The 26,295-nt window shown below is 43.4% G+C and carries 38 protein-coding genes and 1 tRNA gene; 6 read left to right on the top strand and 33 right to left on the bottom strand.

All coding sequences use genetic code 11. The annotated features are described in order from the left end of the window. The first annotated feature begins 375 nt into the window (after positions 1 to 375). Positions 376 to 996, top strand: coding sequence for an L-threonylcarbamoyladenylate synthase (locus NJD71_RS12600; protein ID WP_319052276.1), 621 nt, complete (start codon positions 376 to 378; stop codon positions 994 to 996). Positions 997 to 1,081: 85 nt separating this feature from the next. Here the strand turns inward: NJD71_RS12600 and rplQ are convergent, their stop codons facing one another. The 33 genes from rplQ to NJD71_RS12435 all read right to left on the bottom strand — a co-directional run bounded on the left by rplQ (position 1,082) and on the right by NJD71_RS12435 (position 20,894). Beyond that, a complete protein-coding gene (rplQ, locus tag NJD71_RS12595) occupies positions 1,082 to 1,441 on the bottom strand; it encodes a 50S ribosomal protein L17 (protein ID WP_021813387.1) in 360 nt (119 codons plus the stop codon). A gap of 19 nt (positions 1,442 to 1,460) precedes the next feature. Then, positions 1,461 to 2,468 carry a DNA-directed RNA polymerase subunit alpha gene (locus tag NJD71_RS12590; RefSeq protein WP_201599219.1) on the bottom strand — a complete coding sequence of 336 codons (1,008 nt, stop codon included), beginning with the start codon at positions 2,466 to 2,468 and terminating at the stop codon, positions 1,461 to 1,463. Between the two features lie 80 nt (positions 2,469 to 2,548). Then, entirely contained in the window at positions 2,549 to 3,190 is a 642-nt protein-coding gene (rpsD, locus tag NJD71_RS12585) for a 30S ribosomal protein S4 (RefSeq protein WP_301449228.1), read from the bottom strand. A 48-nt stretch (positions 3,191 to 3,238) separates the two neighbouring features. Further along, the gene (gene rpsK, locus NJD71_RS12580) at positions 3,239 to 3,628 is read right to left on the bottom strand and encodes a 30S ribosomal protein S11 (RefSeq protein WP_045454458.1); all 390 of its coding nucleotides are present in this window, start codon (positions 3,626 to 3,628) and stop codon (positions 3,239 to 3,241) included. 20 nt (positions 3,629 to 3,648) lie between these two features. Further along, complete coding sequence (gene rpsM, locus NJD71_RS12575) at positions 3,649 to 4,005, bottom strand: 30S ribosomal protein S13 (protein WP_021813384.1); 357 nt, start codon at positions 4,003 to 4,005, stop codon at positions 3,649 to 3,651. Between the two features lie 252 nt (positions 4,006 to 4,257). Then, positions 4,258 to 4,374 carry a 50S ribosomal protein L36 gene (gene rpmJ, locus NJD71_RS12570; protein WP_010196721.1) on the bottom strand — a complete coding sequence of 39 codons (117 nt, stop codon included), beginning with the start codon at positions 4,372 to 4,374 and terminating at the stop codon, positions 4,258 to 4,260. Positions 4,375 to 4,404: 30 nt separating this feature from the next. Further along, positions 4,405 to 5,736 (bottom strand): preprotein translocase subunit SecY, encoded by a 1,332-nt coding sequence (gene secY / locus NJD71_RS12565; protein WP_319052278.1) that lies wholly within the window; start codon positions 5,734 to 5,736, stop codon positions 4,405 to 4,407. Positions 5,737 to 5,755: 19 nt separating this feature from the next. Next, positions 5,756 to 6,196 carry a 50S ribosomal protein L15 gene (rplO, locus tag NJD71_RS12560; protein WP_319052274.1) on the bottom strand — a complete coding sequence of 147 codons (441 nt, stop codon included), beginning with the start codon at positions 6,194 to 6,196 and terminating at the stop codon, positions 5,756 to 5,758. Next, positions 6,196 to 6,375 (bottom strand): 50S ribosomal protein L30, encoded by a 180-nt coding sequence (gene rpmD, locus NJD71_RS12555; RefSeq protein WP_057758718.1) that lies wholly within the window; start codon positions 6,373 to 6,375, stop codon positions 6,196 to 6,198. The genes rplO and rpmD overlap by 1 nt, the downstream gene beginning before the upstream one ends. 20 nt (positions 6,376 to 6,395) lie before the next feature. Further along, on the bottom strand, positions 6,396 to 6,911 hold the full coding sequence (gene rpsE / locus NJD71_RS12550; protein WP_010196711.1) for a 30S ribosomal protein S5: 516 nt from the start codon (positions 6,909 to 6,911) through the stop codon (positions 6,396 to 6,398). Positions 6,912 to 6,913: 2 nt separating this feature from the next. Beyond that, positions 6,914 to 7,264: a 50S ribosomal protein L18 gene (gene rplR / locus NJD71_RS12545; protein WP_319052273.1), complete on the bottom strand. Its 351-nt coding sequence runs from the start codon at positions 7,262 to 7,264 to the stop codon at positions 6,914 to 6,916. A gap of 11 nt (positions 7,265 to 7,275) precedes the next feature. Then, a complete protein-coding gene (gene rplF / locus NJD71_RS12540; RefSeq protein ID WP_201599217.1) occupies positions 7,276 to 7,809 on the bottom strand; it encodes a 50S ribosomal protein L6 in 534 nt (177 codons plus the stop codon). 176 nt (positions 7,810 to 7,985) lie between these two features. After that, positions 7,986 to 8,384 (bottom strand): 30S ribosomal protein S8, encoded by a 399-nt coding sequence (gene rpsH, locus NJD71_RS12535; protein WP_319052272.1) that lies wholly within the window; start codon positions 8,382 to 8,384, stop codon positions 7,986 to 7,988. An 11-nt stretch (positions 8,385 to 8,395) separates the two neighbouring features. Then, on the bottom strand, positions 8,396 to 8,701 hold the full coding sequence (rpsN, locus tag NJD71_RS12530; RefSeq protein WP_193006033.1) for a 30S ribosomal protein S14: 306 nt from the start codon (positions 8,699 to 8,701) through the stop codon (positions 8,396 to 8,398). A 12-nt stretch (positions 8,702 to 8,713) separates the two neighbouring features. Beyond that, positions 8,714 to 9,250 (bottom strand): 50S ribosomal protein L5, encoded by a 537-nt coding sequence (gene rplE, locus NJD71_RS12525; RefSeq protein ID WP_319052271.1) that lies wholly within the window; start codon positions 9,248 to 9,250, stop codon positions 8,714 to 8,716. A gap of 21 nt (positions 9,251 to 9,271) precedes the next feature. Next, positions 9,272 to 9,589: a 50S ribosomal protein L24 gene (rplX, locus tag NJD71_RS12520; protein WP_011279796.1), complete on the bottom strand. Its 318-nt coding sequence runs from the start codon at positions 9,587 to 9,589 to the stop codon at positions 9,272 to 9,274. Between the two features lie 8 nt (positions 9,590 to 9,597). After that, positions 9,598 to 9,966: a 50S ribosomal protein L14 gene (gene rplN, locus NJD71_RS12515; protein ID WP_010196702.1), complete on the bottom strand. Its 369-nt coding sequence runs from the start codon at positions 9,964 to 9,966 to the stop codon at positions 9,598 to 9,600. A 182-nt stretch (positions 9,967 to 10,148) separates the two neighbouring features. Further along, positions 10,149 to 10,424 carry a 30S ribosomal protein S17 gene (rpsQ, locus tag NJD71_RS12510; RefSeq protein ID WP_319052270.1) on the bottom strand — a complete coding sequence of 92 codons (276 nt, stop codon included), beginning with the start codon at positions 10,422 to 10,424 and terminating at the stop codon, positions 10,149 to 10,151. Continuing rightward, the gene (gene rpmC / locus NJD71_RS12505; RefSeq protein ID WP_102094164.1) at positions 10,421 to 10,618 is read right to left on the bottom strand and encodes a 50S ribosomal protein L29; all 198 of its coding nucleotides are present in this window, start codon (positions 10,616 to 10,618) and stop codon (positions 10,421 to 10,423) included. The genes rpsQ and rpmC overlap by 4 nt, the downstream gene beginning before the upstream one ends. After that, on the bottom strand, positions 10,618 to 11,031 hold the full coding sequence (gene rplP / locus NJD71_RS12500) for a 50S ribosomal protein L16 (protein WP_025644399.1): 414 nt from the start codon (positions 11,029 to 11,031) through the stop codon (positions 10,618 to 10,620). The genes rpmC and rplP overlap by 1 nt, the downstream gene beginning before the upstream one ends. A gap of 3 nt (positions 11,032 to 11,034) precedes the next feature. Further along, complete coding sequence (rpsC, locus tag NJD71_RS12495) at positions 11,035 to 11,757, bottom strand: 30S ribosomal protein S3 (RefSeq protein WP_057758704.1); 723 nt, start codon at positions 11,755 to 11,757, stop codon at positions 11,035 to 11,037. Between the two features lie 3 nt (positions 11,758 to 11,760). Continuing rightward, entirely contained in the window at positions 11,761 to 12,090 is a 330-nt protein-coding gene (gene rplV, locus NJD71_RS12490) for a 50S ribosomal protein L22 (RefSeq protein ID WP_021813373.1), read from the bottom strand. A 10-nt stretch (positions 12,091 to 12,100) separates the two neighbouring features. Next, entirely contained in the window at positions 12,101 to 12,376 is a 276-nt protein-coding gene (gene rpsS, locus NJD71_RS12485) for a 30S ribosomal protein S19 (protein ID WP_010196682.1), read from the bottom strand. Between the two features lie 12 nt (positions 12,377 to 12,388). Then, positions 12,389 to 13,216 (bottom strand): 50S ribosomal protein L2, encoded by an 828-nt coding sequence (rplB, locus tag NJD71_RS12480; protein WP_319052269.1) that lies wholly within the window; start codon positions 13,214 to 13,216, stop codon positions 12,389 to 12,391. An 11-nt stretch (positions 13,217 to 13,227) separates the two neighbouring features. Beyond that, positions 13,228 to 13,578 carry a 50S ribosomal protein L23 gene (gene rplW / locus NJD71_RS12475; RefSeq protein ID WP_319052268.1) on the bottom strand — a complete coding sequence of 117 codons (351 nt, stop codon included), beginning with the start codon at positions 13,576 to 13,578 and terminating at the stop codon, positions 13,228 to 13,230. Continuing rightward, on the bottom strand, positions 13,575 to 14,177 hold the full coding sequence (gene rplD / locus NJD71_RS12470) for a 50S ribosomal protein L4 (protein WP_319052267.1): 603 nt from the start codon (positions 14,175 to 14,177) through the stop codon (positions 13,575 to 13,577). Before rplD ends, rplW begins: the two co-directional genes overlap by 4 nt. A 14-nt stretch (positions 14,178 to 14,191) precedes the next feature. Further along, positions 14,192 to 14,830: a 50S ribosomal protein L3 gene (rplC, locus tag NJD71_RS12465; RefSeq protein WP_319052266.1), complete on the bottom strand. Its 639-nt coding sequence runs from the start codon at positions 14,828 to 14,830 to the stop codon at positions 14,192 to 14,194. A 42-nt stretch (positions 14,831 to 14,872) separates the two neighbouring features. Then, positions 14,873 to 15,184, bottom strand: coding sequence for a 30S ribosomal protein S10 (gene rpsJ, locus NJD71_RS12460; RefSeq protein WP_010196670.1), 312 nt, complete (start codon positions 15,182 to 15,184; stop codon positions 14,873 to 14,875). Between the two features lie 419 nt (positions 15,185 to 15,603). Further along, positions 15,604 to 17,208 carry an Rne/Rng family ribonuclease gene (locus tag NJD71_RS12455; protein ID WP_319052265.1) on the bottom strand — a complete coding sequence of 535 codons (1,605 nt, stop codon included), beginning with the start codon at positions 17,206 to 17,208 and terminating at the stop codon, positions 15,604 to 15,606. 167 nt (positions 17,209 to 17,375) lie between these two features. After that, positions 17,376 to 18,041 carry a Maf family protein gene (locus NJD71_RS12450; RefSeq protein WP_319052264.1) on the bottom strand — a complete coding sequence of 222 codons (666 nt, stop codon included), beginning with the start codon at positions 18,039 to 18,041 and terminating at the stop codon, positions 17,376 to 17,378. Between the two features lie 104 nt (positions 18,042 to 18,145). Continuing rightward, complete coding sequence (mreD, locus tag NJD71_RS12445) at positions 18,146 to 18,631, bottom strand: rod shape-determining protein MreD (RefSeq protein ID WP_319052263.1); 486 nt, start codon at positions 18,629 to 18,631, stop codon at positions 18,146 to 18,148. A gap of 150 nt (positions 18,632 to 18,781) precedes the next feature. After that, on the bottom strand, positions 18,782 to 19,639 hold the full coding sequence (gene mreC, locus NJD71_RS12440) for a rod shape-determining protein MreC (RefSeq protein ID WP_319052262.1): 858 nt from the start codon (positions 19,637 to 19,639) through the stop codon (positions 18,782 to 18,784). Positions 19,640 to 19,856: 217 nt separating this feature from the next. Beyond that, a complete protein-coding gene (locus tag NJD71_RS12435) occupies positions 19,857 to 20,894 on the bottom strand; it encodes a rod shape-determining protein (protein WP_319052277.1) in 1,038 nt (345 codons plus the stop codon). Between the two features lie 615 nt (positions 20,895 to 21,509). On the opposite strand from NJD71_RS12435, the gene gatC reads away from it, so the two are divergent. From gatC to NJD71_RS12410, 5 genes are all read left to right on the top strand, one after another. Further along, positions 21,510 to 21,824, top strand: a complete 315-nt coding sequence (gene gatC, locus NJD71_RS12430; RefSeq protein ID WP_319052261.1) for an Asp-tRNA(Asn)/Glu-tRNA(Gln) amidotransferase subunit GatC — start codon at positions 21,510 to 21,512, stop codon at positions 21,822 to 21,824. A gap of 94 nt (positions 21,825 to 21,918) precedes the next feature. Beyond that, positions 21,919 to 23,415 carry an Asp-tRNA(Asn)/Glu-tRNA(Gln) amidotransferase subunit GatA gene (gene gatA / locus NJD71_RS12425; protein WP_319052260.1) on the top strand — a complete coding sequence of 499 codons (1,497 nt, stop codon included), beginning with the start codon at positions 21,919 to 21,921 and terminating at the stop codon, positions 23,413 to 23,415. Continuing rightward, positions 23,415 to 24,941, top strand: a complete 1,527-nt coding sequence (gene gatB / locus NJD71_RS12420; protein ID WP_319052259.1) for an Asp-tRNA(Asn)/Glu-tRNA(Gln) amidotransferase subunit GatB — start codon at positions 23,415 to 23,417, stop codon at positions 24,939 to 24,941. The genes gatA and gatB overlap by 1 nt, the downstream gene beginning before the upstream one ends. A 114-nt stretch (positions 24,942 to 25,055) precedes the next feature. Beyond that, positions 25,056 to 25,132, top strand: a tRNA-Pro gene (locus tag NJD71_RS12415). 213 nt (positions 25,133 to 25,345) lie between these two features. Continuing rightward, on the top strand, positions 25,346 to 26,209 hold the full coding sequence (locus NJD71_RS12410; RefSeq protein ID WP_319052257.1) for a hypothetical protein: 864 nt from the start codon (positions 25,346 to 25,348) through the stop codon (positions 26,207 to 26,209). Positions 26,210 to 26,295: the final 86 nt, after the last annotated feature.

The raw sequence follows: 26,295 nt of genomic DNA, 5'->3' as shown, positions 1-26,295 counted from the left end.
GGCTTGTTTTAGGATGTTGACGATTTGGTTGTCGCTAAAGCGTGTCTTTTTCATAGGATTCTCCTGCTGGTGTATTTTAGCAGTTAATCTCTATTTGTAAGTGTTCTTATTTATTGGGGGGATTACCCAATAAGGCTTTTATTTGAGCTACTCATTTTTTGGCGTTAACGATTTTCTACGATTGGTAACGCCTTATCACTAAAGCTATATTGCCTTTAAGCTATACTAATAACTGAAATGATATTTTTGAGCAAATTGCATTAGTAACACCTGGAGTAGTATTCATCGACACTACTTCTGAACAAACTAGCTTTGACCAGCTGATAAATCGTTTGTATTCATAAAAAACCAATAACTATAAAATAAGGAATTATTATGGAAGTCCTCTATATTCATCCAGAAAATCCGCAGCCACGTCTCATCGAGCAAGCTGCCAATATGCTACGCAAGGATCAACTGATCATTTATCCAACAGATACCAGTTATGCTTTTGGTTGTCGGTTGGGCGCAAAGGACGCCTTGACTAAGCTAAAGCAAATTCGCGAGCTTGATGACAAGCATCAATTTACTTTGTTATGCCGTGATCTTAGTGAGATTGCAAACTACGCTACAGTCGACAATGTACAATTTAAACAGCTTAAAGCGCATACGCCAGCGCCAATTACTTTTATTCTCAATGCTACAAAAGATGTGCCTAAGAAACTCGCCCACGCAAAAAAGAAAACGATTGGTATTCGTGTGCCTAGCAATCCTATTGCCCAGGCGCTATTAGAAGCGATGGATGAACCTATTTTGACCAGTTCTTTGATTCTTCCTGATAGAGACGATATTTTAGATGATCCGTTTGAAATTGAAGACTTGTTAGGTAATCAAATAGACGGTCTTATCAATGCAGGCATAAAGACAACCAAACTTACCACCATTGTAGACATGACCAATAGTCAGCCTGAAGTGATCAGACAAGGTGCTGCTGACGTTGATTCGTTATTACTATGAACGGATAATAAATAATTAAATTTCAAACAAAAAAAAGCTCCAATTCAATTGGAGCTTTTTTTTGAAATATATCTACGGTGCAAAATTAGTCGCGATCAACCAATTCTACATAAGCCATTGGCGCGTTGTCACCATCACGGTAACCACACTTTACGATACGCAAATAACCACCTGGACGCGTCTGGTAACGAGGACCTAACGTGCCAAATAATTTGCCTACCATAGCTTTGCTACGCATACGGCTGAATGCTAAACGACGGTTAGCAACGCTGTCTTCTTTAGCCATAGTGATCAATGGCTCGGCAACGCGACGTAGTTCTTTAGCTTTTGGTAAAGTTGTTTTGATCAGTTCATGCTCAAATAATGAGTTGGTCATGTTCTGAAACATTGCCTTACGATGACTGCCGGTACGACCCAGCTTGACTCCACTCTTACGATGGCGCATAGTCAAAAATCCTTAAAGTTTAACGGCTACGATAAGAAAAGCGATCATCAACACGTAAATCAGCTGGTGGCCAGTTATCTAGGCGCATACCGAGCTCTAAATCTTTAGACGCTAATACGTCCTTGATTTCTGTTAATGATTTCTTACCAAGATTTGGGGTTTTTAGAAGTTCAGTCTCTGAACGCTGTACCAAATCACCGATATAGTAAATGTTTTCAGCTTTCAAGCAGTTGGCTGAGCGAACCGTTAGTTCAAGATCGTCCACAGGGCGTAATAGCACCGGATCAACCTCTTCTTTTTCTTTCACAGGCTCAGGCGCTTCTTCAGCTTCTAGGTCAACAAAGATAGAAATCTGTTGCTGTAAAATAGTGGCTGCTTTACGAATTGCTTCTTCTGGATCTATAGTGCCATTAGTTTCAAGCTCAACGATAAGACGATCAAGATCAGTACGCTGCTCAACGCGAGCGTTCTCAACCTGATAAGCAACACGTAGCACAGGACTAAAACTTGCATCAAGCTTTAAGCGTCCAATTGCTCTAGTATCACCATCTTCACGGCGCTGGTTTGCTGGCTCATATCCACGACCCATCACTACACGCAAACGCATCTTAAGATGACCACGGTCGCTCAATGTACCCAAAACCAATTCTGGATTGATAATATCAACATTGTGCGGTAACGCGATGTCTGCAGCAGTGATAGTGCCTGGACCTTGTTTATCCAAGGTCAAAAATACTTCATTTTGGTCATGAAGCGTAATTGCCAAACCTTTTAAGTTCAAAAGCAAGTCAAGTACATCTTCTTGTAGCCCTTCAAGCGTAGAGTATTCATGGTCAACACCATCAATCTCAGCTTCAATGACTGCAGCACCAGGTAATGAAGATAACAAGATGCGACGCAGAGCATTACCTAGGGTATGCCCAAAGCCGCGTTCTAACGGTTCGAGCGTGACTTTCGCAATCGTTTCATTAACCGTATCCACATTAATGGCATTCGGCGTTAGAAACTCAGTTGCATTTAGCATCATGATGTCACCTCGATTTATTAAACTGGTTTAATTAACGTTGAGTGCTCAATGCTATTTTCATAACATTGAGCATTACGTTATTACTTAGAGTATAGCTCAACGATCAAGCTTTCGTTGATTTCAGCAGGTAGATCAATACGATCAGGCGCTTTTTTGAACGTGCCCTGTAGTTTGCTGTGATCAACATCAAGCCATTCTGGAATGCCACGTTGTGACGCTAGTTCAATAGCGTTTTTAATACGTAGCTGTTCGCGAGACTTCTCTTGGATAGCGATGACATCACCATCTTGAAGCTGAATTGATGGAATGTTCACACGAACAAACTCATCACGACCAGCTTTCTTTACCATTACGGTACGATGGCTAACTAGCTGACGTGCTTCAGCGCGAGTTGAGCCAAAGCCCATGCGATATACAACGTTATCTAGACGGCTCTCAAGCATGGCTAAAAGGTTTTCACCAGTAGCACCGCGCTTACGAGCAGCTTCTTTATAGTAGTTAGCGAACTGACGCTCTAATACACCATAAATACGCTTAACTTTCTGCTTTTCGCGCAGCTGTAGAGCATATTCTGAGGTCTTGTTACGGCTTACACCGTGCTGACCTGGTGGACGACCAGCTTTTTTCGTTTTTACGTCGTATGGTTTAACGCCAGACTTAAGACCTAAGTCTGTACCTTCACGACGTGATAATTTCAGTTTTGGTCCAATATAGCGGGCCATTGTTATGTCTCCTATAAGCTTTTGGAATAAAAAGCTTCGTCTTTAATATTAGACGCGGCGCTTTTTCGGCGCACGGCAACCATTGTGTGGGATTGGGGTTACATCAGAGATGCTGTTAACTTTATAACCCAATGCACCTAGTGCTCTTACCGCAGACTCACGACCCGGTCCTGGTCCTTTGACCAAAACGTCGATATTCTTAACACCGTATTCTTGAGCCGCTTTACCAGCGACTTCAGCTGCAACCTGAGCTGCAAATGGTGTAGATTTACGTGAACCACGGAAGCCTTGTCCACCTGAAGTGGCCCAAGCCAATGCATTACCTTGACGATCGGTAATCGTAACAATGGTGTTATTAAAAGACGCATGGATATGGGCAATGCCCTCCGATACTGAACGACGAGTCACCTTTTTGCGACTGCGAGTGTCTTTTGCCATCTTTTAGCTTCCTAAGTTAATTATCTTTTGAGAGGGCGTGTCGGACCCTTACGAGTACGAGCGTTGTTCTTGGTGTTCTGACCTCTAACTGGTAGGTTACGACGATGGCGGATGCCACGGTAACAACCAAGATCAACTAAACGCTTGATATTCATTGAAACTTCACGACGAAGGTCACCTTCAGTCATGTAATTTGCAACTTGTGCACGGATAGCATCTAACTGTGTATCATCTAACTGGCTAACTTTAGTAGTAGGGGCAATGCCAACTGCTTCTAAGATTTTCTGAGCAGTGGTACGACCTACACCAAAGATGTAAGTTAGTGAAATAACAGCATGCTTATTATCCGGAATGTTTACGCCGGCAATACGAGCCATTGATTTCTCTCCATTAAAGAAAAATAAGCGTTATTTATCAATAAGGCGTTATTTTTCAGAATTGTTGCTGTTGATACGAGACACTCTATAATCATCATCGATGCTTAGACTTAGTAAAAAGCCTACACCTTAAAATCATTATAAAACATTCTGTATAAACACGGCAAGTGGCGGATGATATCCCATCCGCCGTTATTTTTCAAGCATTAATTTATATAGTAACAAAAGTTTAAAACTTTGTGATACTAGATATTAACCTTGACGTTGCTTGTGGCGCGGTTCTGCCGTACAAATAATGTGTACACGGCCTTTACGGCGCACAACTTTACAGCTACCACAAATCTTCTTAACTGATGCTTGAACTTTCATAGCATGCTCCTTGAAATATCGTACCGCTCATTAAGGTTGAGTGGGCGATTGAATTAACGTCTGATCATGATATTGATGGGTCATCAAATGCGCTTGAATCTGCGAAATGAAGTCCATTACCACAACCACCATAATCAGTAGCGACGTACCACCAAGTTGAAACGGTACACCAAACGATGACTGGACGACCATTGGCATTAAACAAATAACCGTCATATACATCGCGCCAATAAAGGTCAGTCGGTTTAATACATGATCGAGGTAACGCTGAGTTTGTTGTCCTGGGCGAATACCTGGGATATAAGCACCACTACGTTTAAGGTTTTCTGCTACTTCACGAGGGCTAAATACCAATGCCGTATAGAAATAACAGAAGAAAATAATCATTGCACCGAACAATACTAAATACAACGGCTGTCCTGGAGACAACACCAATGCCATATTTTGTAATATCTTTTGTACAAAGGTAGGATCAGTTGATTGACCTACCCACTGCCCTAAACTTGCAGGAAACAACAATAAAGAACTTGCAAAAATAGCTGGGATAACCCCTGCCATGTTAAGCTTCAACGGTAAATGTGACTGCTGCTGAGCGTAGATTTTGCGGCCTTGCTGTTGTTTCTGAGCATAGTTGACGGGGACACGGCGCTGAGCACGTTCAATATAAACAATACCTGCAGTTACCGCAATTCCCAGTAATACAAAAATAAATAGAACAATCAAGTTCATTTGACCTTGATTGACCTGTTCGATAGATTGCGAAATTATACCTGGTGTACCAGCCACAATACTCGCAAAAATGAGCATTGAAATACCATTACCAACGCCACGTTCTGTAATCTGCTCACCAAGCCACATCAAGAACATTGCGCCCGCTACTAATGAAGTAACGGCTGGAATATAAAAAGTCAAACCAGATGATAAAGTAAGGTTTTGGCTGATCAAACCAGCACACATTCCTAATGACTGTACTAGTGCTAAAGCAAGCGTTCCCTGACGGGTGTACTTGTTTAGCTTACGTCGTCCTGCTTCACCCTCTTTTTTGAGAGCCTCAAGCGATGGCAATACTGCAGACATCATCTGTACAATAATCGATGCTGAGATATATGGCATAATGCCAAGTGCCATGATAGACATACGCTCTAGCGCACCACCTGAGAACATATTAAACATGCTCAAAATGGTGTTTTCGTTGCGCGAAAACAGATCAGCCAAGTTAACTGGGTTAATACCCGGAACTGGAATGTGTGACCCTAAACGATAAACAATCAATGCGCCGATTAAAAATAATAAACGCGTCCATAGTTCATCATACTTACGTATAAATGCGAATGGATTAAGCGGTATACCAGCCGATGACATTGATTGTTTTGACACGTTACTACTCCTCGATGCTACCACCAGCAGCTTCGATCGCTTGCTTAGCACCTTTAGTCACTTTGATACCTTTAAAGGTATAAGCTTTGGTGACTTCGCCTGATAGCATAACACGGGCACGCTTCATGTCATGACGGACAAGATTAGCAGCTTTAAGTGTCTCAAGGCTAACCACATCGCCATTAATTTTATTCAGTTCAGAAAGACGTACTTCAGCAGTCTTCATAGCCAGTTTACTGGTAAAACCAAATTTTGGTAGACGACGATATAAAGGCATTTGACCACCTTCAAATCCTGAGCGAACGCTAGAACCTGAACGAGACTTCTGACCTTTTACACCACGACCACCAGTCTTACCAAGACCTGAACCGATACCACGACCACGACGTTGGGCAGTTTTCTTTGCGCCAACACCTGGTGATAATTCATTTAATCTAAGACCCATTACGCTTCCTCCACTTTTACCATGTAGTTAACGCGATTAACCATGCCACGTGTTGAAGGAGTATCTTCTACTACAACAGTGTGATTAATGCGGCGTAAACCCAATCCTTTCAAGCTCGCTTTGTGGCTCTTTAGGCGATGGGCACCCGATTTAAATTGAGTGACTTTCATTTTTTTCATCGTAACTCACCTAGTCTAAGTTAACCCAAGATTTCGTCTACAGATTTACCACGTTTAGCTGCCATCTTCTCTGGAGTTGACATATCACGTAAACCGTTAAACGTTGCGCGAACAACGTTAGCAGTATTGGTAGAACCATAACATTTAGTCAAAACATCTTTGACACCAGCAACTTCTAATACAGCACGCATTGCGCCACCAGCGATTACGCCAGTACCTTCAGATGCAGGTTGCATATAGACTTTACTAGCACCATGACGTGCTTTGATCGGATGATACAAAGTTGCATCATTTAATTCAACAGTGATCATATTGCGTTTAGCAGCTTCTAGTGCTTTTTGGATAGCAGCTGGCACTTCACGTGCTTTACCACGACCAAAACCAACGCGGCCATTACCATCACCCACTACGGTCAACGCAGTGAAAGAGAAAATACGACCACCTTTAACAACTTTCGCAACGCGATCAACGGTAACTAAGCGTTCTACTAGACCGTCAGTCTGTTCATTTTTATCATTTTTATCATTTCTAGCCATGATTAAAACTCCAATCCGTTTTCGCGAGCAGCTTCTGCTAAAGCTTTAACTCGACCATGATATTTGAAACCACTACGGTCAAAGGCAACTTTAGTAATGCCAGCTGCTTTTGCGCGTTCTGCGATCATTTGGCCTACAGACGTTGCTGAATCAGCATTACCAGTTGCGCCTGAACGCAAGCTGTTGTCTAAGGTAGATGCCTGAGCAATCACTTCACCACCATTTGGAGAGATAATCTGGGCATAAATATGTTTTGACGTGCGGTTAACCGTTAAGCGATGAACGCCCAAGAAACGGATATGTGCGCGTGTTTTCTTAGCTCGACGCAGACGAGCTGCTTTTTTATCAAACATTTCAACTCACCTTATTTTTTCTTAGCTTCTTTGCGAATCACATGCTCGTCACTATAACGAATACCTTTACCTTTATAAGGCTCAGGTGGGCGGAAACCACGGATATTAGCCGCTGCTTGACCAAGCTGCTGCTTGTTGTTTGATTTCAAAACAATTTCAGTTTGCGTTGGGGTTTCAGCTGACACACCTTCAGGTAACGTGTACTCTACTGGATGAGAGTAACCAACGTTAAGGGTTACTTTGTTACCAGCAACTTGAGCACGATAACCAACACCAATTAACTGAAGACGTCTTTCAAAGCCTTCGTTCACGCCTTTAACATAGTTGTTAATAAGAGCGCGCATGGTGCCAGTGTGCATCATAGCTTCTTTTGAATCGACTGTAGGTGAGAAAATGATAGCATCATCTTCCTGTTTCAGCTCGACCAATTCATGCAGGTGTAAAGACATTGTACCGTTCTTGCCTTTAACTTCGACCTGCCGATCGTTCAAAGTAACGCTTACGCCGTTAGGCAGCGTCACTGGGGCTTTAGCCACACGAGACATAGGAATATTCCTTAAAAAATTTAACTTCTTTATATTAGCGAAAAAACTAACAGGCTAAAAAGCGTGTTAGTTTAGCATAGTTGACTATGTTAGACACCTATCAATTTGAAATAATTTAACATTACTCAATCGATAGAAGCCTAACAGTCATCAAGTAGACTTCATCGTCGTATAGCTTACGCTACAAATGCGACGATTTCACCACCGATACCAGCAGCGCGTGCAGCACGATCGCTCATGATACCTTGGCTAGTAGATACGATAGCAACACCCATACCTTGCTTAACAGTAGGGATTTCATCTTTACCGCGGAACTGGCGTAGACCAGGACGGCTATAACGTTGAATAGTTTCGATGACAGCACGGCCTTCGAAGTATTTCAATTCAATAGTAAGGGTCGCTTTGTTGTTTTCTTCTTCAGCAACAACAGCGCTAGCCACATAACCTTCGCTAACTAGCAAATCAGCAATTGATTTACGTAATTTAGAGCTCGGCATTGCTACCGATACTTTGTTAGCCATTTGTGCGTTACGGATACGGGTTAGCATATCCCCAACGGTATCTTGCATACTCATATAGTTACTCCTTACCAGCTTGCTTTACGAACACCAGGCACATCGCCTTGCATGACACGCTCACGCAGCATATTGCGTGATAAGCCAAACTTGCGGAAGTAACCGTGAGGACGACCGGTGATAGCACAACGATTACGCAGACGTACTGGTGATGAATTGCGTGGAAGAGCTTGTAGCTCTAACATTGCTTCCATACGAGCTTCGTCACTTGCAGTCATATCACTGATAGTTTCTTTTAGCTTGATACGCTTTTCAGCATACTTAGCAACCATTTTTTCGCGCTTTAATTCGCGGTTAATCATGCTCTTCTTTGCCATAACGTCTTTACCTTATTTAAATGGGAAGCCGAATGCTTTAAGCAACGCACGACCTTCTTCATCAGATTGAGCTGACGTGGTGATAGTCACATCCATACCACGGATACGATCAATCTTGTCAAAATCTACTTCTGGGAATACGATTTGTTCTTTGATACCCAATGAGTAGTTACCACGTCCGTCAAAGGCTTTAGGTGAAAAACCGCGGAAATCACGAATACGAGGAATTGCAATGGCAACGAGACGATCTAAAAATTCGTACATTTGCTCACCGCGTAGCGTTACTTTACAACCAATTGGCCATTCTTCACGAATCTTAAAGCCAGCGACTGATTTACGCGCTTTAGTGACAACAGGCTTTTGACCAGCAATAGCGGTCATATCAGCTACAGCACCTTCAAGCAATTTCTTGTCTTGAGACGCGCCGCCCACACCCATGTTAAGTGTGATTTTAGTGATTTTCGGCACTTGCATCACATTATCCAAACCAAGTTCTTCTTTGATTTGTTGCTTTAGTTCATCGTTATATAAAGATTTTAATCTTGCCATTACCATTACACCCTTAGTGTCTTACGCAGTCGCCACTACTTCACCGTTTGAACGATAGACGCGTTGTTTCTTGCCGTCTTCGCCAAACTGATAAGTAATACGGTCTGCTTTTTGGGTTTGCGCATTTAAGATTGCGACATTTGAAATATGCAGAAAAGCTTCTTGCTTAAGAATGCCACCTTCAACGCCAGTTGCCTGATTTGGCTTCTGATGTTTAGTAACAATATTAATGCCTTCAACTTTAATACGATCATTTTTTACAGCTTGTACAGTACCTTGCTTGCCTTTGTCTTTCCCAGCAATCACGATAACTGTATCGCCTTTACGTAATTTTGACATGGATTACCTCACAATACTTCTGGTGCTAGTGATACAATTTTCATAAACTGATCACCACGTAGTTCACGAGTTACCGGTCCAAAAATACGAGTTGCAATCGGCGCTTTGTTTTGGTTCAACAATACCGCAGCATTGTCATCAAAACGTAACACAGAACCATCAGGACGACGAACGCCTTTTTTGGTACGTACAACTACTGCATTCATCACGTCGCCTTTTTTAACACGACCGCGAGGAATGGCTTCTTTAACCGTTACTTTAATAATGTCGCCAACTGATGCATAACGACGATGAGAACCACCCAGTACTTTAATGCACTGAACTCGCCTTGCACCGCTATTGTCTGCAACTTCCAGCATTGACTCAACCTGAATCATAGCGTTACTCCACACGTATGAGCAATAAAAACCAGTTGCTGCCGCTAGCACAGAATGAGTAGACGGCATTTTAATATAAATAGCCGCAATTTACTCTTCATGTGAGTGATATACGCTCGGCGCAATCAGCATCCTTAAAAAGGCGGCTATTTTAACAGCTTCTGGCTTTTAATGCAATTTACTTAGATTTTTTCTACTTTTTCAACCACATCAACCAAAGTCCAAGACTTAGTTTTTGAGATTGGACGCGTTTCTTTGATACGGACAAGGTCACCTTGTTGGCAAACGTTGTTCTCATCATGTGCTTTGATTTTAGTAGAACGACGAAGCTGTTTGCCATACAAAGGATGACGAACCAGACGCTCAATCAAAACTGTGATGGACTTGTCCATCTTATCGCTGACAACTCGTCCTGTCACTACGCTAGCATTGGTAGCTGTTTGATTGTTATCGCTCATGAGTCGCCTCGTTGTTTCTCGTTAATCAAAGTCTGAAGCTGGGCAATCGTACGACGATTGTCTCTAACTTCATGGGTATTACCCAACTGACCAGTTGCTTTAGCCATACGAATACGGAAAGCATCAAGTTGCTTTTCATCAAGTAACTGGGTCAGTTCTTCTAATGATTTATCACGTAATTCACTGATCTTCATTACATTATCGTCCGCTTAACAATGGTAGTTTTAAAGGGCAGTTTTGCTGCAGCAAGCGTTAAAGCATCGCGAGCAAGCTCTTCAGATACCCCTTCAATTTCATATAGCACTTTACCAGGCTTGATTTCGCATACCCAATATTCAACTGGACCTTTACCTTTACCCATACGTACTTCTAATGGTTTGTTGGTAATTGGCTTGTCTGGGAATACACGAATCCAAATCTTACCGCCACGCTTAATTTTACGAGTGATGGTACGACGTGCTGCTTCAATTTGACGAGCTGTCATACGACCACGCGTCAATGATTTTAGACCAATTTGTCCGAATGCAACGGTGCTTCCACGATGAGCTAGCCCAGTGTTACGACCTTTGTGCATTTTACGAAACTTGGTACGTTTTGGCTGTAACATAGTTTAACCTCTGTCTGAGTTTCGACGGTTTCCACGACCACGGCGTTTTGGCGCACGAGTCTGCTCTTCTTTGACGGGATTATATACACTGTTCATACCGTCAAGGATTTCGCCACGGAAAATCCAAACTTTAACACCGATGGTGCCGTAAGTTGTCTCTGCACGAATTGACGAGTAGTCAATATCAGCACGGAGTGTATGCAATGGCACACGACCTTCACGGTACCATTCACTACGAGCAATCTCAGCACCGCCTAGGCGGCCAGACAGCTCAACCTTGATACCTTTAGCACCAGAACGCATGCTGTTCTGTACCGCGCGTTTCATCGCACGACGGAACATAACACGACGCTCAAGCTGGCTACCGATGCCGTCTGCTACCAAACGTGCATCAAGGTCAGGTGACGTGATTTCTTCAATGTTGACCTGAGCAGGTACGCCCATAATTTTGGTCAATTCTTTTTGAAGTCTTTCGATATCTTCGCCTTTCTTACCGATAACAATACCAGGACGCGCAGTGGCGATGGTAATCTTAGCAGCGCCAGTAGGACGCTCGATCATGATGTTGCTGATCATAGCGTTGTCTAGCTTTTTGCGTAGATATTCACGAACTTGAATGTCGTTGATTAGGTATTCTGAGTATTGTTTAGGGTTAGCATACCAGTTTGCGTTATGCTTTTTTACAACACCAAGACGAATTCCGATTGGATGTACTTTTTGACCCATAACTTATTCTCCTACCTTTATAGTGATGTGACAAGTACGCTTGCTGATACGATCAGCACGGCCTTTGGCACGTGGTAGGATACGTTTTAGCGTAATGCCTTCATCAACATAGATAGTAGCGACTTTTAGGTCGTCAATATCTAAGCCGTGATTATGTTCGGCATTGGCGATGGCTGAGTTAAGACATTTCTTAACAAACACAGCGCCTTTTTTATTGCTATACGTTAGGATATCCAAAGCACGCTCAATAGATTTGCCACGAACTTCATCAGCAACGAGTCTAACTTTTTGTGCCGATATGGCGGCACCGCGTAATTTTGCAGTTACTTCCATGGTAAGCACCTTATCTCTTAGCTTTTTTGTCAATGCCATGACCACGATACGTACGAGTCGGGGCAAATTCACCTAGTTTATGACCAACCATCTGCTCACTTACGATAACCGGTACATGAGTACGGCCGTTGTGGACAGATAAAGTTAAGCCAACCATTTGTGGTAGGATCATCGAGCGGCGCGACCAAGTTTTAATTGGCTTGCGTGAGTTGGTGTCTAATGCATTCTCAACTTTAGCAAATAAGTGCGCGTCTATGAATGGACCTTTTTTCAATGAACGAGGCATGAAATTCTTCCTTTATTTCTTCTTGGCGCGACGGCGGATGATCATGTTGTCAGTACGCTTATTGTGACGCGTTTTAAGTCCTTTAGACTTCTGACCCCAAGGGCTAGTTGGATGGCGACCTTTGTTACGACCTTCACCACCACCATGTGGGTGATCAACCGGGTTCATAGCGACACCACGAACTGAAGGACGAACACCACGCCAACGTGAAGCACCAGCTTTACCAAGTGATTTCAAGTTGTTTTCAGTGTTAGAAACTTCACCAATAACAGCACGGCAATTTACGTGTACACGGCGTGTTTCGCCAGAGCGTAGACGTATAATAGCGTAGATACCGTCACGGCCTAATAACTGAACGCTAGCACCCGCAGAACGAGCCATCTGTGCACCTTTACCGATTTTAAGCTCGATATTGTGAATCACAGTACCCAATGGGATGTTTTTTAGCGGTAGGCAGTTACCTGGACGAATTGGAGACGTCTCACCTGACATTACAGTATCACCAACTGCTTGTTTCTTAGCAGCAATGATGTAACGACGTTCGCCATCAGCATACTTAAGTAATGCAATATGTGCAGTACGGTTAGGATCGTATTCAATACGCTCTACCGTTGCTGGGATATTGTCTTTAGTACGTTTGAAGTCGATAATGCGATAATGTTGCTTATGACCACCGCCAATGTGACGAGTAGTGATACGACCATTATTGTTACGACCACCTGACTTACTTTTTGATTCTAGAAGCGCTGCATAAGGACGACCTTTATAAAGGTGTGGATGCACAACTTTTTCAACAAAACGACGGCCTGGTGATGTTGGCTTTGCTCTTACGATAGGCATGAGTGTAATCCTTATTCGTTATTCGCTGTTTCACTAGTAGAAGTAGTAGTGTTCGCTACGTCTTCACCAGCATCAGCCATTTGTACATCTTGACCAGCTTTTAAGGTAACATAGGCTTTTTTATAGTCGTTACGACGGCCGATGCTTTTACCAAAACGCTTTGTCTTACCTTTAACATTCAAAGTGTTTACTTTAGTAACTTCAACACCTTCAAACATCAACTCAACTGCTTTCTTGACTTCAAGCTTAGTAGCATTAGAATCAATTTTAAATACCTGCACACCAAGTGAGTCGCCAAGCATTTGAGATTTTTCTGAGAATACAGGTCCTCTTAAGACCTGATAAAGTCTTGCGTTGTTCATGCTAGTGCTTCCTCAAATTGTTTCGCAGCTTCAACTGACATGATCACTTTATCAAATGCGATCAAGCTCACTGGATCCACTTCGCCTGTACCAAGTACGTTGACGTGTGGAATGTTGCGAGCAGCTAAGTATAAGTTCTCGTCAACTTCTTTGGTGACGATCAATGCACGAGGTGCACCAAGCTCATTTAGCTTTGCAATCAGTTCTTTAGTTTTCGGCCCAGAAACGCTCAACTCTTCTACCAAAATCAGACGCTCTTGACGAATCAATTCTGCTAGGATGCACTGCATCGCACCGCGATACATTTTACGGTTTACTTTCTGTGACCAATCTTGTGGTTTTGCAGCGAATGCACGACCACCTGAACGCCAGATTGGGCTACGAATAGAGCCCGCACGAGCGCGACCAGTACCTTTTTGGCGCCATGGCTTGATACCACCGCCAGAAACTTCGGCACGGGTTTTTTGTGCGCGTGTACCTTGGCGAGCACCGGCTAAATAAGCGGTGACGACTTGATGCACTAGTGCTTCGTTGAATTCACGACCAAAAGCCGTATCAGAAAGCTCAACCGCCGCACCTGTAACTGTTTTTAAATCCACGTTAATCCCCTTGCTTAGGCTTTGACTGACGGACGTACGATAACATCGCCACCGGTGGCACCTGGGATAGCACCCTTGATGACAAGTAACCCTTTTTCGGCATCAACCGAAATCACTTCTAGGCCTTGAACAGTAACACGCTTGTTACCCATCTGGCCCGCCATCTTTTTGCCTTTGAATACTTTACCTGGTGACTGGTTTTGACCAGTTGAACCATGCGCACGATGAGACACTGAGTTACCATGAGTAGCATCTTGCATACTAAAGTTGTGACGCTTTACTGGACCCTGAAAGCCTTTACCTTTGCTCTGTCCTGTCACATCAACCATCTGACCTTGTTCGAACAAATCAGCTAGAATCTCGCCACCAATCTCACGACCTTCAAGATCGCTTTCGTTGGCACGGAATTCCCAAACACCACGGCCAGCTTTAACACCAGCTTTAGCGAAGTGACCTTTCTGTGCTGCAGTTACGCGGCTGTCACGACGGGTACCTGTAGTGATTTGGATGGCTTGATAACCATCTACATCAGTACTTTTTACTTGAGTAATGCGGTTTGCATCGACCTCAACTACTGTTACAGGGATAGATGCGCCTGCTTCAGTGAAGACACGGGTCATGCCGCACTTTTTACCGACTAAACCGATCGCCATTTTAGACCTCTTTATATCTTATATTAATGGGTTGGGTGTGCATTAACCCAAAGCAATTTGAACGTCAACACCCGCCGCTAAATCTAATTTCATTAGCGCATCCACAGTTTTGTCAGTAGGTTGAACAATATCAACCATACGCTTATGAGTACGGATTTCGTACTGATCACGAGCGTCTTTGTTAACGTGTGGTGAGGTTAGAACGTTGAAGCGCTCAATGCGAGTCGGCAACGGTACAGGACCACAAACTTGCGCACCGGTGCGCTTTGCAGTATCAACAATCTCTTGTGCAGATTGATCAATCAGACGATGATCAAAAGACTTAAGACGGATACGGATTCTCTGGTTAGCCATGCCAGCAAGCTCCTAATATGTGCTTTCGTCATTCTTGCGTTGCAAGATCATGATCAAAAGCAGTTTGGTTAAATATTCACTTAAAGCGGCCTTCTGTTCTTAACCAGAATGAGTTCTTTATCCGAACTTATAGCGTGCCAAAAGCAAAATAGTTTAAAGCCCCGCCGACCCTCCTATAATGGATGTCAGCAAAGGCATAATGAAATAGTGCTAGAAACGATGCTCCAGCTGTAATAGCGCCAGCTTTTCTGTTCAGCTGCGCGTATATAATTCAGTGGTGTATATTATACACAGTATTTTGGTCATTGCAAGGGCAATATATTTGAGAGTTTCACATGCCAACTCTAAAAATTTCTCGCATATAAATTCATTTATTACTTAGACCTATTAACTGCGCTTAATAATAACTGTTAATATCGCTAATCCAGAACAATATCGTACTGTTCTTGGGTATATAGGTTTTCTACATCAAAAGTAATCACTCTACCTAGTAGGTACTCTAAATCGGCTACTGTGTCTGACTCTGTTGTGAGTAGTAAGTCAATAACTGCCGCATGAGCCACTACCGTGAACTTTTTGGGAGAGTTATATGTACGAGCACATCGCATGATCTCACGGAATATCTCAAAGCAAACCGTTTCTGCGGTTTTTACGAACCCGCGACCCTGACAGGTAGAACAAGGCTCACAAAGCTGCTGACCTAATGACTCACGTGTACGCTTACGTGTCATCTCCACCAATCCAAGCTCACTGACTTGTGTAATCTTGGTTTTGGCATAGTCTTGAGTAAGCTGTGACTGTAGGCTCTCTAGTACGTCATCTTTATGCTGTTGCTCCAACATGTCGATAAAATCTAGGATAATAATACCGCCCAGATTACGTAGACGCAGCTGACGCGCAATGGCATGTGTGGCTTCTAAATTGGTCTTATAGACGGTGTCCTCTAATGAACGACCACCCACAAAAGAGCCCGTATTGACATCAATAGTGGTCATTGCTTCTGTTTGGTCGATGATTAGATACCCACCAGACTTTAGATCAACACGGCGTTTTAGGGCATCACGCAAGTCATCCTCGACACGGTGTACATCAAACAATGACAGCTCTGCCGTATAATGCACGATTCTGTCATATACAAATGGTACAAACTCTTTGGCAAAGTATCTTATTTGCTCATAAATCTGTGTGTTATCGATGATGACTTTTTCGGTATCAGCATGCACTAGGTCGCGGATAGAACGCAGCGGTAGAGACAACTCTTGATAAATAAGCTCTGAGCTCTGGTTATGGTTGATCTCTTGACGACGAGCGCAGATAGTACGCCATAGCTGTAGTAAATAATAGATGTCTTCTTCCAGCTTATCAACAGGCACACGCTCAGCGGCAGTGCGAGCAATGAGTCCACCTTTTAGATTGACTGTCTGCATCAAGCTACTCAGCTCAGTTTTTAGACGCGTGCGTTCTTCTTCACCGTCAATACGCTGTGATATACCAATATGATCGCTTGACGGTAAATAAACCAAATAACGTGATGGTAAAGAGATGTTGGTCGTTAAACGCGCGCCTTTACTACCCAACTGATCTTTGGTCACCTGCACCAAGATACGCTGGCTTTCGTGCAAACGGTGTTGAATCAAAGTCTTCGACGCAGGTACGACTTCAGTACTTTTTGCACTGACAACTGGCGGGGTTACCTCTAAATTGTCTGCAGAGGTTTCTATAGCCGACCTACTATCATCGGTTTCTTTTTTGGTTTCTGCAGCCGTTTTATTTTTATTTTCTGCGACTGGGCGTGGCTCTCGCTGCATGTCGTTGACATGCAAAAATGCAGTTCTTGACTGACCGATATCGACAAAAGCTGCCTGCATACCAGGAAGTACACGTACAACCGTACCCAAATAGATATTGCCGACCAAACCCAGTTTGTGATGTCGCTCAATATAAATCTCACCCAAGATGCCGTTGTCTAAAACCGCAACACGGGACTCCATTGGACTAATATTAATCAGCAGCTCTTCGGACATAGTTTTTTCTCTTATCTCTTAGCTTTCTTATCAGGCGTTCATCGCCTATTCGTTTGACAGTGTAACAAATGCTGCTTGCTCTTGCCCATTACCCTACCGTGTCATTATGTGCATATCCGATATGGTAGGTCGATTGCGTTCACCTTGTGCTATGTGTTCTCGCTACCTTATGACATATCTTTGATCAATGCCAACGTTTGTGCCAATGGCAGACCGACAACATTGGTATAGCTGCCGTTGATACGCTCAACCCAAGCGGCACCTAAACCTTGAATGCCATAGCCGCCTGCTTTGTCAGCGGGCTCTCCACTATCCCAGTAATCGCTCATCATCTGCGTGGTCAACGGTATAAAGGTCACCTCTGTACGTTCAGTGAGTTGCTGCTGCTCGACAACCTGGAAGTCTTTGATACGGTGTGATGTATGATCTTCTACTTTTTTTGATAGCAACTGTACTCGAGTTGCTTGCACAGCTGTCCATACTTCATGAACATTATCAGACATCTGCTGCCACATACTATAAGCATGCTCGCGATCGACTGGTTTGACCAATACTGTCTTACCATCTGGCAGTACACCAATGGTGTCGGAGGTTAGAATAACAACTGACTCGGTAAAGCTATCCTCATTACTCTCATCTATACTTAGTGTTTGGTTTAATTGCTCTATAGCAGCCGCAGCTTTGGTCGCGACCATACGTTCGATATAGTCTTTTGGCAATTCATTAACTTGCTGGGTCTCATCGATGTCTACGCTTAGAACTCTAAAATCTAACTGTGCTCTGGTTAGTAACTCTCGACGACGCGGCGAACCAGACGCTAAAATAATATTCATCGCTTTTCTCTTTATTTATCAAAATATAATGTATGGGTTTGCTGAATAGATTGGCAAATGCAAAAGCGACTGTGACAAAGTAACCATTGATAGCAGTGCTGTCATTAACGTGCGAATTTGCGTAGCGCCAACAGTATAAGTGGCCAGCTGATAATACTCATGATGAGTGACAGAGCAGATTTTACGACAAAAACGTTTTGGACAAACAATTGTAGTATCCATAAATTCAACTGGAAAACGAACAACCCTAGGCTGGCGATCAACCACGCGCTAATTGTGTTTAACTGCCTGACATAGATGCTGACAATCTTGATCACAAGGGCAACCACAACCGCTGCAAACGCTTGCTGCCCCAAATGTGTATCCATCAGTAAGTCTGCAATAAGCCCAATGGTAAATGCGGTAAAGATACCGACATAGCGCGGCTGAAATAGCAGCCAATAGATCAGCACCATAATCATAACCATAGGGCGCAAGGTTGCCATACTAGGACTTAATGGATAGACATTGAGTGAGGAGGCAACGATAAAGCTTAGGGCAATGACCACAATCAATAGCGCCGTTGAATTCTCAGAATCAGGATACGACATGAGTACTTACCTTAGCGATTGTGTAGTGGCAACTGTTATATTGTGGAATGAATACTAAAAGGGCAAATACTGTGAGTACCATTTGATAAAAGCGTTACTTAACGCGTAAGCTATTAGATAGCCTTATATCAAATCTTATGCGACCAGTGCTTACTGACCAATAACAGTATTATTTTTATTGAGCATCTTATCTTGAAGTATCAACACATAGGCATTATCAATAAAGTTGGCAGCGGGCGTAATTTCAATACTTCTGAAATTATCGGCTTGCTCGTCTTTGATATGAGCGATACGACCAACACGATAGCCTGCTGGGATACGTCCACCCAATCCCGACGATACCAACTCATCACCAACGCGTACATCTGAGGTCTTAAAGACATAGTTAAGGCTTAACGCAGATGGGATACCCTGACCTGTCACGATAGCTCGCTGACCAGTACGCTTGACAGTGACTGCAACTGACTGCTGCTCATCAGTAATCAATAGTAAGCGGCTGGTATTAGGATAGACATTGATAATCTGCCCCAAAATACCATCTTCATCAATGACTGTCTGTCCAACTTGCACGCCATCTTGCTCGCCCTTATTGAGCACAACAATCTGTCTGAGCAGGTTGGTATCGGTACCGATGACTTGCGCCAAGTTAAGATCAAACTGCTCGGGTTTGGTCGTCGACAAAATACCTTGCAAGCGCGCATTTTGTGCCAAGATATAATCTTGCTGCTGCAGCTTTGCGTGTGCATGAATAAGTTGCGATTTTAATTGCATGTTTTCGCGGCGCAGTGCTTCTTTTGATTGTAGGCTACCACTTGCCCAATGCTTGGCATAACTGGGCAATAAAGACAGCTCATAAATAGGCTGCATAGCGGCATGACTGGTATTACGCACTGGATTGAACCATTCCGAATTTTTGCTATCAAACCACATCAGTACTGAGGCCACTATCAATACGATAGCAGTCTTACGAAGTGATAATGCCTGGCGCGCAAAAATACTTGGGGTCATAAGTCGTCTAATTTAAGAATTCTAAAATGAGCAATATCACGGGGTTAGAGCGTGAGTGTTTATCGATAATATTGGGTTCTAGCATGGTTCAATGCAATTAAAGGCAGCACAACTGGCTACCTTTAATATTGTAAACTGCGATCTCACAGAATATTTAGCTGTCATAAAGCATGATAGACGCTATAACGACAACATCACACTCATGAGTAAACGCTACTTAAACAAAAATCATGTTCAAGCTTTTGTTATTGATGAAATCAAGCGCAATACCACCACCGCGGCTAACACAGGTTAACGGATCTTCTGCTACAGTCACTGGTAAGCCTGTCTCTTGTGAGATAAGCTTATCAAGATCGCGTAGCAATGCGCCGCCACCCGTCAATACAATACCACGCTCAGCGATGTCTGATGATAACTCTGGCGGTGTCTGCTCAAGGGCTACTTTTACAGCACTAATAATACCGCTCAATGGGTCAGTCAATGCTTTTTGCACTTCTTCTGAATTGACGATAAAGGTCTTGGGTACGCCCTCTGCCATACTACGACCACGCACTTCTACCTCTAGCTTGCTGTCTTCATTCAATGCAGAGCCGACTTCTTTTTTGATGCGCTCAGCGGTCGTCTCACCGATCACACAACCGTGCGTACGGCGTACGTGTGTGATAATCGCTTCGTCAAACATATCGCCACCGATGCGAATAGACTCAGCATAGACACAACCAGACAGCGCGATAACGGCAATCTCAGTCGTACCACCACCAATATCAACGACCATAGAACCACTGGCTTCATGGACAGGCATGCCAGCACCGATAGCCGCAGCCATAGGCTCTTCTAGTAGTAACACCTTGCTTGCGCCCGCTGATGATACCGCTTCGCGAATCGCCTTACGCTCAACCAATGTAGACTTACAGGGTACACAGACCACCACGTTAGGCTGCGCCATAAAACGCTTGGCTTTTACTTTAGCGATGAAGTGCTTTAGCATTTTTTGCGTCACTTCAAAATCAGCAATCACGCCGTCCTTCAACGGGCGAATCGCTGTGATGTTCGCAGGCGTACGGCCTAACATCTGCTTGGCATCAATACCAACAGCAGCGACGGTCGGGTTTTGAGTACGATTGCTTCGTAACGCGACCACCGTGGGCTCGTCAAGCACGACGCCTTTATTAGGAATAAAAATTAGGGTGTTCGCAGTACCGAGGTCGATAGCGATATTATTTGATAAAAATCCAAACAGGTTCATGACTAATATATCCAGCGTCTTACGAATGAGGCGAATGAGATTGACTGAGGGGTTACTCGTCAGTGTTGAGCAGGTCATCGTTAGACAGTAACGGCAGCGACATTAAGTCATCGCAATCCGTCAAACCTAAGCAATAATGATGAAATGAAAAACTGAGCTAAATTATACCGATTTAGCTCAAAAAAAACATAGATATTTGCATCAGTAAGCAAGGATTTTTGTCTTAGACCCCAAAAGTTGTTACAAAGTTTGAAATAGTAGTGACTATCATTCCATTCAATGAAACATCATTTATTCTGATAACTAACAAGGCTCTACAGGCAGATGATTGTTTTACTTAACAGCAGATGCATACTGTAACGTATTTTATAACCTAATTGGAGAGCAATTGAAAATCAATCGCCAATTATACGCGTAGTTTTGCAAATGTTTGTGTCGCTCTGTTTATACACCCTTATATCATCAGTCCATCTTGGTTGATATTGTGCATCAATCAAGCCTCATACTCTGTAAACTTGAGTCAGATGCTTTATAATAAGCCAATTTTATAGCCAAGTACATTTGAGCGCTTATATATTCGCCTTATCCCTACTCTAACAAAAACTGTCCTTAACTGGAGAAACTATGTCTCAGCAATCAGCAACGTCTGACAACACTGTCAGCCGTGAAGAAATCCTAGAAGTGGCTAACCTTGCCCGCTTGGGTGTCAATGAAAGCACGGCCGATAGCTATGCCGACGATATCAGTAAAGTATTAAAACTTATGAACACGTTATCTAACGTAGATACCACAGACATCAAGCCATTAGCCAATATCCACGAAGCTTGCCAAGAGCTACGTGTCGATGTGGCCAAGCACGATATCGAACGCGAGCGCAATCAATCGGTAGCACCTGCCGTTGAAGACGGCTTGTATCTGGTACCACAGGTGATCGAATAGTCATATCACATGACAGTGATTAGCGCGCCTAATCACGTATTTGCCATTATCTCATCTTATTTTATGCTATTAACATTTTGACGGACGACACCTTATGTCTGAACTTCATCTATTAAGTACCGATCAGCTCATTATGGGCTTGCAAGACAAACAATTTAGTAGCGCGGAATTAACCGAGCACTATATCAAGCGCATCGACGCGCTAGACAGCAAGATCAATAGCTTTATCACGCATACTTCTGAGACTGCACGTGCACAAGCAAAAGCGGCAGACGAGATGCGTGCACAAGGCGATAAGCGTCCGCTACTTGGCGTGCCTATGGCGCACAAAGACATCTTTTGTACCCAAGGCGTACTGACGACTTGTGGCTCAAAGATGCTGCATAACTTTGTCTCACCATATAACGCGACCATCGTCTCTAACATCGACAACGCTGGCATGATTAGCTTGGGCAAGCTCAACATGGATGAGTTTGCGATGGGCTCAGACAACAGTAGCTCATACTACGGTACGGTACAGAATCCTTGGAACCTAGAGCGCGTCCCTGGTGGTTCATCAGGTGGTAGTGCTGCCGCGGTTGCCGCTGGTTTTGTGCCAGTTGCTACCGGTAGTGATACAGGTGGCTCTATTCGTCAGCCTGCTTCATTCTGCGGACTAACTGGTATCAAGCCTACTTATGGCCGTGTGTCACGCTTTGGTATGATTGCCTATGCCTCAAGTCTAGACCAAGCCGGTAGCATGGGACGTAGCGCAAAAGACTGTGCCTACCTGCTACAGCCAATGATTGGTCATGATCCGCGTGATGCCACCTCTATCAAACATGAGATGCCTGACTACGTACAAGATATCAATGATGCTCAGGCTGCTGCTGGTGATAAGCCATTTGAAGGTCTTCGTATCGGTGTTGCTAAAGAATACTTTGGCGCAGGGCTGGATAGCGAAGTTGAGCAAGCTGCCCGTGCCGCTCTAAAGAAATACGAAGAACTGGGCGCGACGATTGTAGAAGTGAACATCACTGATCCTGAGATCACGCTTGCCACTTACTATATGTTAGCGCCTGCTGAAGCGTCCTCAAACCTATCACGCTTTGATGGCGTACGCTTTGGCTATCGCTGTGAGAACCCAACGGATCTGATCGATCTATATACACGCTCACGCTCTGAAGGCTTTGGCCCTGAAGTACAGCGCCGTATCTTGACCGGCACTTATGCGCTATCGGCTGGCTACTTCGATGCTTACTATACAAAAGCACAGAAGATTCGTCGCCTAATCGTCAAAGACTTCGATGAAGCGTTTGCTAGTTGTGATGTGATTGCTAGCCCAACGGCACCGACAGCAGCTTATAAGCTGAGTGAAGATCTTGACCCTGCAACCATGTACTTGGGCGACGTCTATACCATCGCGGTCAACTTAGCAGGTCTGCCTGCACTTAGCCAACCAGTTGGTTTGACTAAAGAAGGTCTACCTATTGGCCTGCAGTTAATCGGTAAGCACTGGCAAGAGAGTCAACTGCTTACGACTGCCCATCTATTCCAGCAGCATACAGACCATCACTTACAACACTCAGCCATCGCAAAGGAGACGGTATAATGAACACAGCAACTACTGATAACAATGCCGTCCGTGAACACACCGTGCGTAAAGAGCTATTTGTTGATGGTTATGAAGTGGTCATCGGTATCGAGATTCACTGCCAGCTAAACACAGAGAGCAAAATATTCTCAAGTGCGCCGACTGACTTCGGTCATGAGCCAAACAGCCAAGCGAGTATCGTTGACTTAGGCTTACCTGGCGTATTGCCCGTATTAAATGCTGGCGTGGTCGATCGCGCGCTCAAATTCGGTATCGGTGTCAATGCTGAGCTGGGTCTGTTTAATACGTTTGACCGTAAAAACTACTTTTATCCTGACTTGCCGAAAGGCTATCAAATCACCCAGATGGCCAACCCTATCGTGGGTGAAGGTTACATCGATGTCGTGGTCAATGAAGGGGATAAGAACGAATACCCTAAACGTATGGGTATCACTCGCGCACATCTAGAAGAAGATGCTGGTAAATCTGTGCATGATGCAGTCGATGGTATGACCGGTGTGGATTTGAACCGTGCTGGTACGCCACTGATCGAAATCGTCTCTGAACCTGACATGCGCTCAGCTCACGAAGCATTGGCCTACATCAAAGCCATTCATCAGCTGGTCACGTGGCTCGGTATCTCAGACGCTGTAATGGCTGAAGGCTCATTCCGCTGTGACTGTAATGTCTCTGTGCGCAAGCCAGGCGCTGATCTTGGTACGCGTACTGAGCTAAAAAACCTAAACTCGTTCCGCTTTATCGAACGTGCTATCAATCGTGAAATCGAACGTCAAATCGATATCTTAGAGGACGGTGGCAAAGTCGTACAAGCAACGATGCTATATGATCCAGAGCGTGATGAAACGCGTACCATGCGTACCAAAGAAGACGCCAACGACTATCGCTACTTCCCTGATCCTGACCTGCTACCTGTCCGTATCGAGCAGCACACGGTTGATGCGATCAAAGCAGCGATGCCAGAACTACCTGTCGCTCGCCGTGCACGCTTTGAAGAAGCGCTTGGTCTGTCAGAATATGATGCACGTATCCTGACTGGTAGTCGTCAACTTGCCGATTACTTCGAAGATGTAGTGGCTGAAATCGGTCAGTCAGATGCCAAAATGGCTGGCAACTGGGTCATGGGCGACTTGCTAGGCGCACTGAACAAAGATGACAAAGACATCGTCGACTCTCCTATCAGCGCCAAACAGTTGGCTGGTATGCTAAAACGTATTAAAGATGATACGCTATCTGGCAAACTGGCTAAGAAAGTCTTTAGTGCTCTATATGAGCGCGAAGGTGGCAATGATGATGACGCGGCAGATAAGATCATCAAAGACAAAGGTCTCAAGCAAGAAACTGACACTGGTGCTATCAAAGCCATGGTCGAAGACGTCATCGCAAAAAATGAAGCCATGGTAGAAGAATATCGCGGCGGTAAAGAAAAAGCCTTTAATGGTCTGGTCGGTCAGGTCATGAAAGCCAGTCGCGGTAGTGCTAACCCGCAGCAAGTGAACCAAATCCTAAAAGAGCTATTGGGTTAAAGCTACCTGCGCAATAAAGATACTGACTGTGATGCGTAGAATAATGTGGTAGATTTTGGCTGATATAAATAGCCCTTGCAATATACATAATTTTGCGTAAAATAGTCAGTCATTCGGGGCGTAGCGCAGTCTGGTAGCGCACTACACTGGGGGTGTAGTGGTCGCAGGTTCAAATCCTGCCGTTCCGACCAAACATAGCAGTAATAAGAGAAGCCAATCATTGTTTTCAATGGTTGGCTTTTTTTTGTGCTAAATTTAGAAAGTGATTATATGATGTTTTGATTAAGCAAATAATAATAAAAATCTTGCAAGGCATGATGAACAATCTAAAGCCATTCGTTCATATAGCTTTAGGCTAGCTTGTCTTATATCTACTTAAATTGAAGGGTGGAGGGGTGTGAATTGTGGGCATTATTTATGAAGTAATAAAAAAGGCAGAAGAAGATTTTTACTCTTGGGACACAGAAGAAGATGATTACTTTGTGAGCTTTTACTTATTTATAGAGCTACTAGAACTATATACTGACGACCGTAAAGAATTAATTATTAATTACTTAATTAATGACGATGAATTTCTTAAACTTAATTTCTATCAATTAGGGTTTAAAACACTTGATAAAAATGGAGTTGAAATAGATGAAAAAAGTATAGATGAAAACACTGGTATAGATTCCATAAAATCTTTGGATCATACTCTTACATATATTAAATATAGTTATGATGCTTATGAGTACGATGATCCGCAGTGTTTTCCAACAGAAGACTATTTATCACTTGTTTTAGAAAATAATGTAAATGATAGCTTTGATGATATGTACTGGAAAGTTGAAGATATTTTAAAACTAAACTGTATTATTGATATAGGTTTAGATGCAACGCTTTTTAATGAACACAGAGAAGCCATGAGCAGCGATGCCCGTACAATCCTTAACTATATTAGAGAAAGGAAAGAATTTAAGGAAAGATTGATAGCAGAACAGATAAGAAGCTCTAGAAGTCAAAATATTGATCCTAATGTATATGATATTACTGTTAAACAATTAGCTAAAAAAGAAGAAGAAATAAAGGGTTTACTCAATAAGATTGAGCATTTAGAACAAACAGCTATAGCAAACAATGATAAAGCTATGCACCCTAGAACCGCTAACACTGTAAGTAAAATAATAGCAGCTCTTACCAGTGAGCTTTTAAATATGGATCTAACACAACCTTTTGCTAATGATAGTAAGAGACCATCCCAGATTCTGTGTAACTGCCATTTAGATTAAATGCTTACTGATACGGTCATCAAACATAATCATAAAACGATTCAGAGCAGACGTCCAGTTACGGATTGGCATCGACCACTTTTTAG

Origin of the sequence: Psychrobacter sp. PP-21, from assembly GCF_033790785.1 — a bacterium.
GTDB lineage: Bacteria > Pseudomonadota > Gammaproteobacteria > Pseudomonadales > Moraxellaceae > Psychrobacter.
The sequence above is the reverse complement of the archived record's forward strand: the minus strand, read 5'-3'. Positions and strand labels throughout refer to the sequence as shown.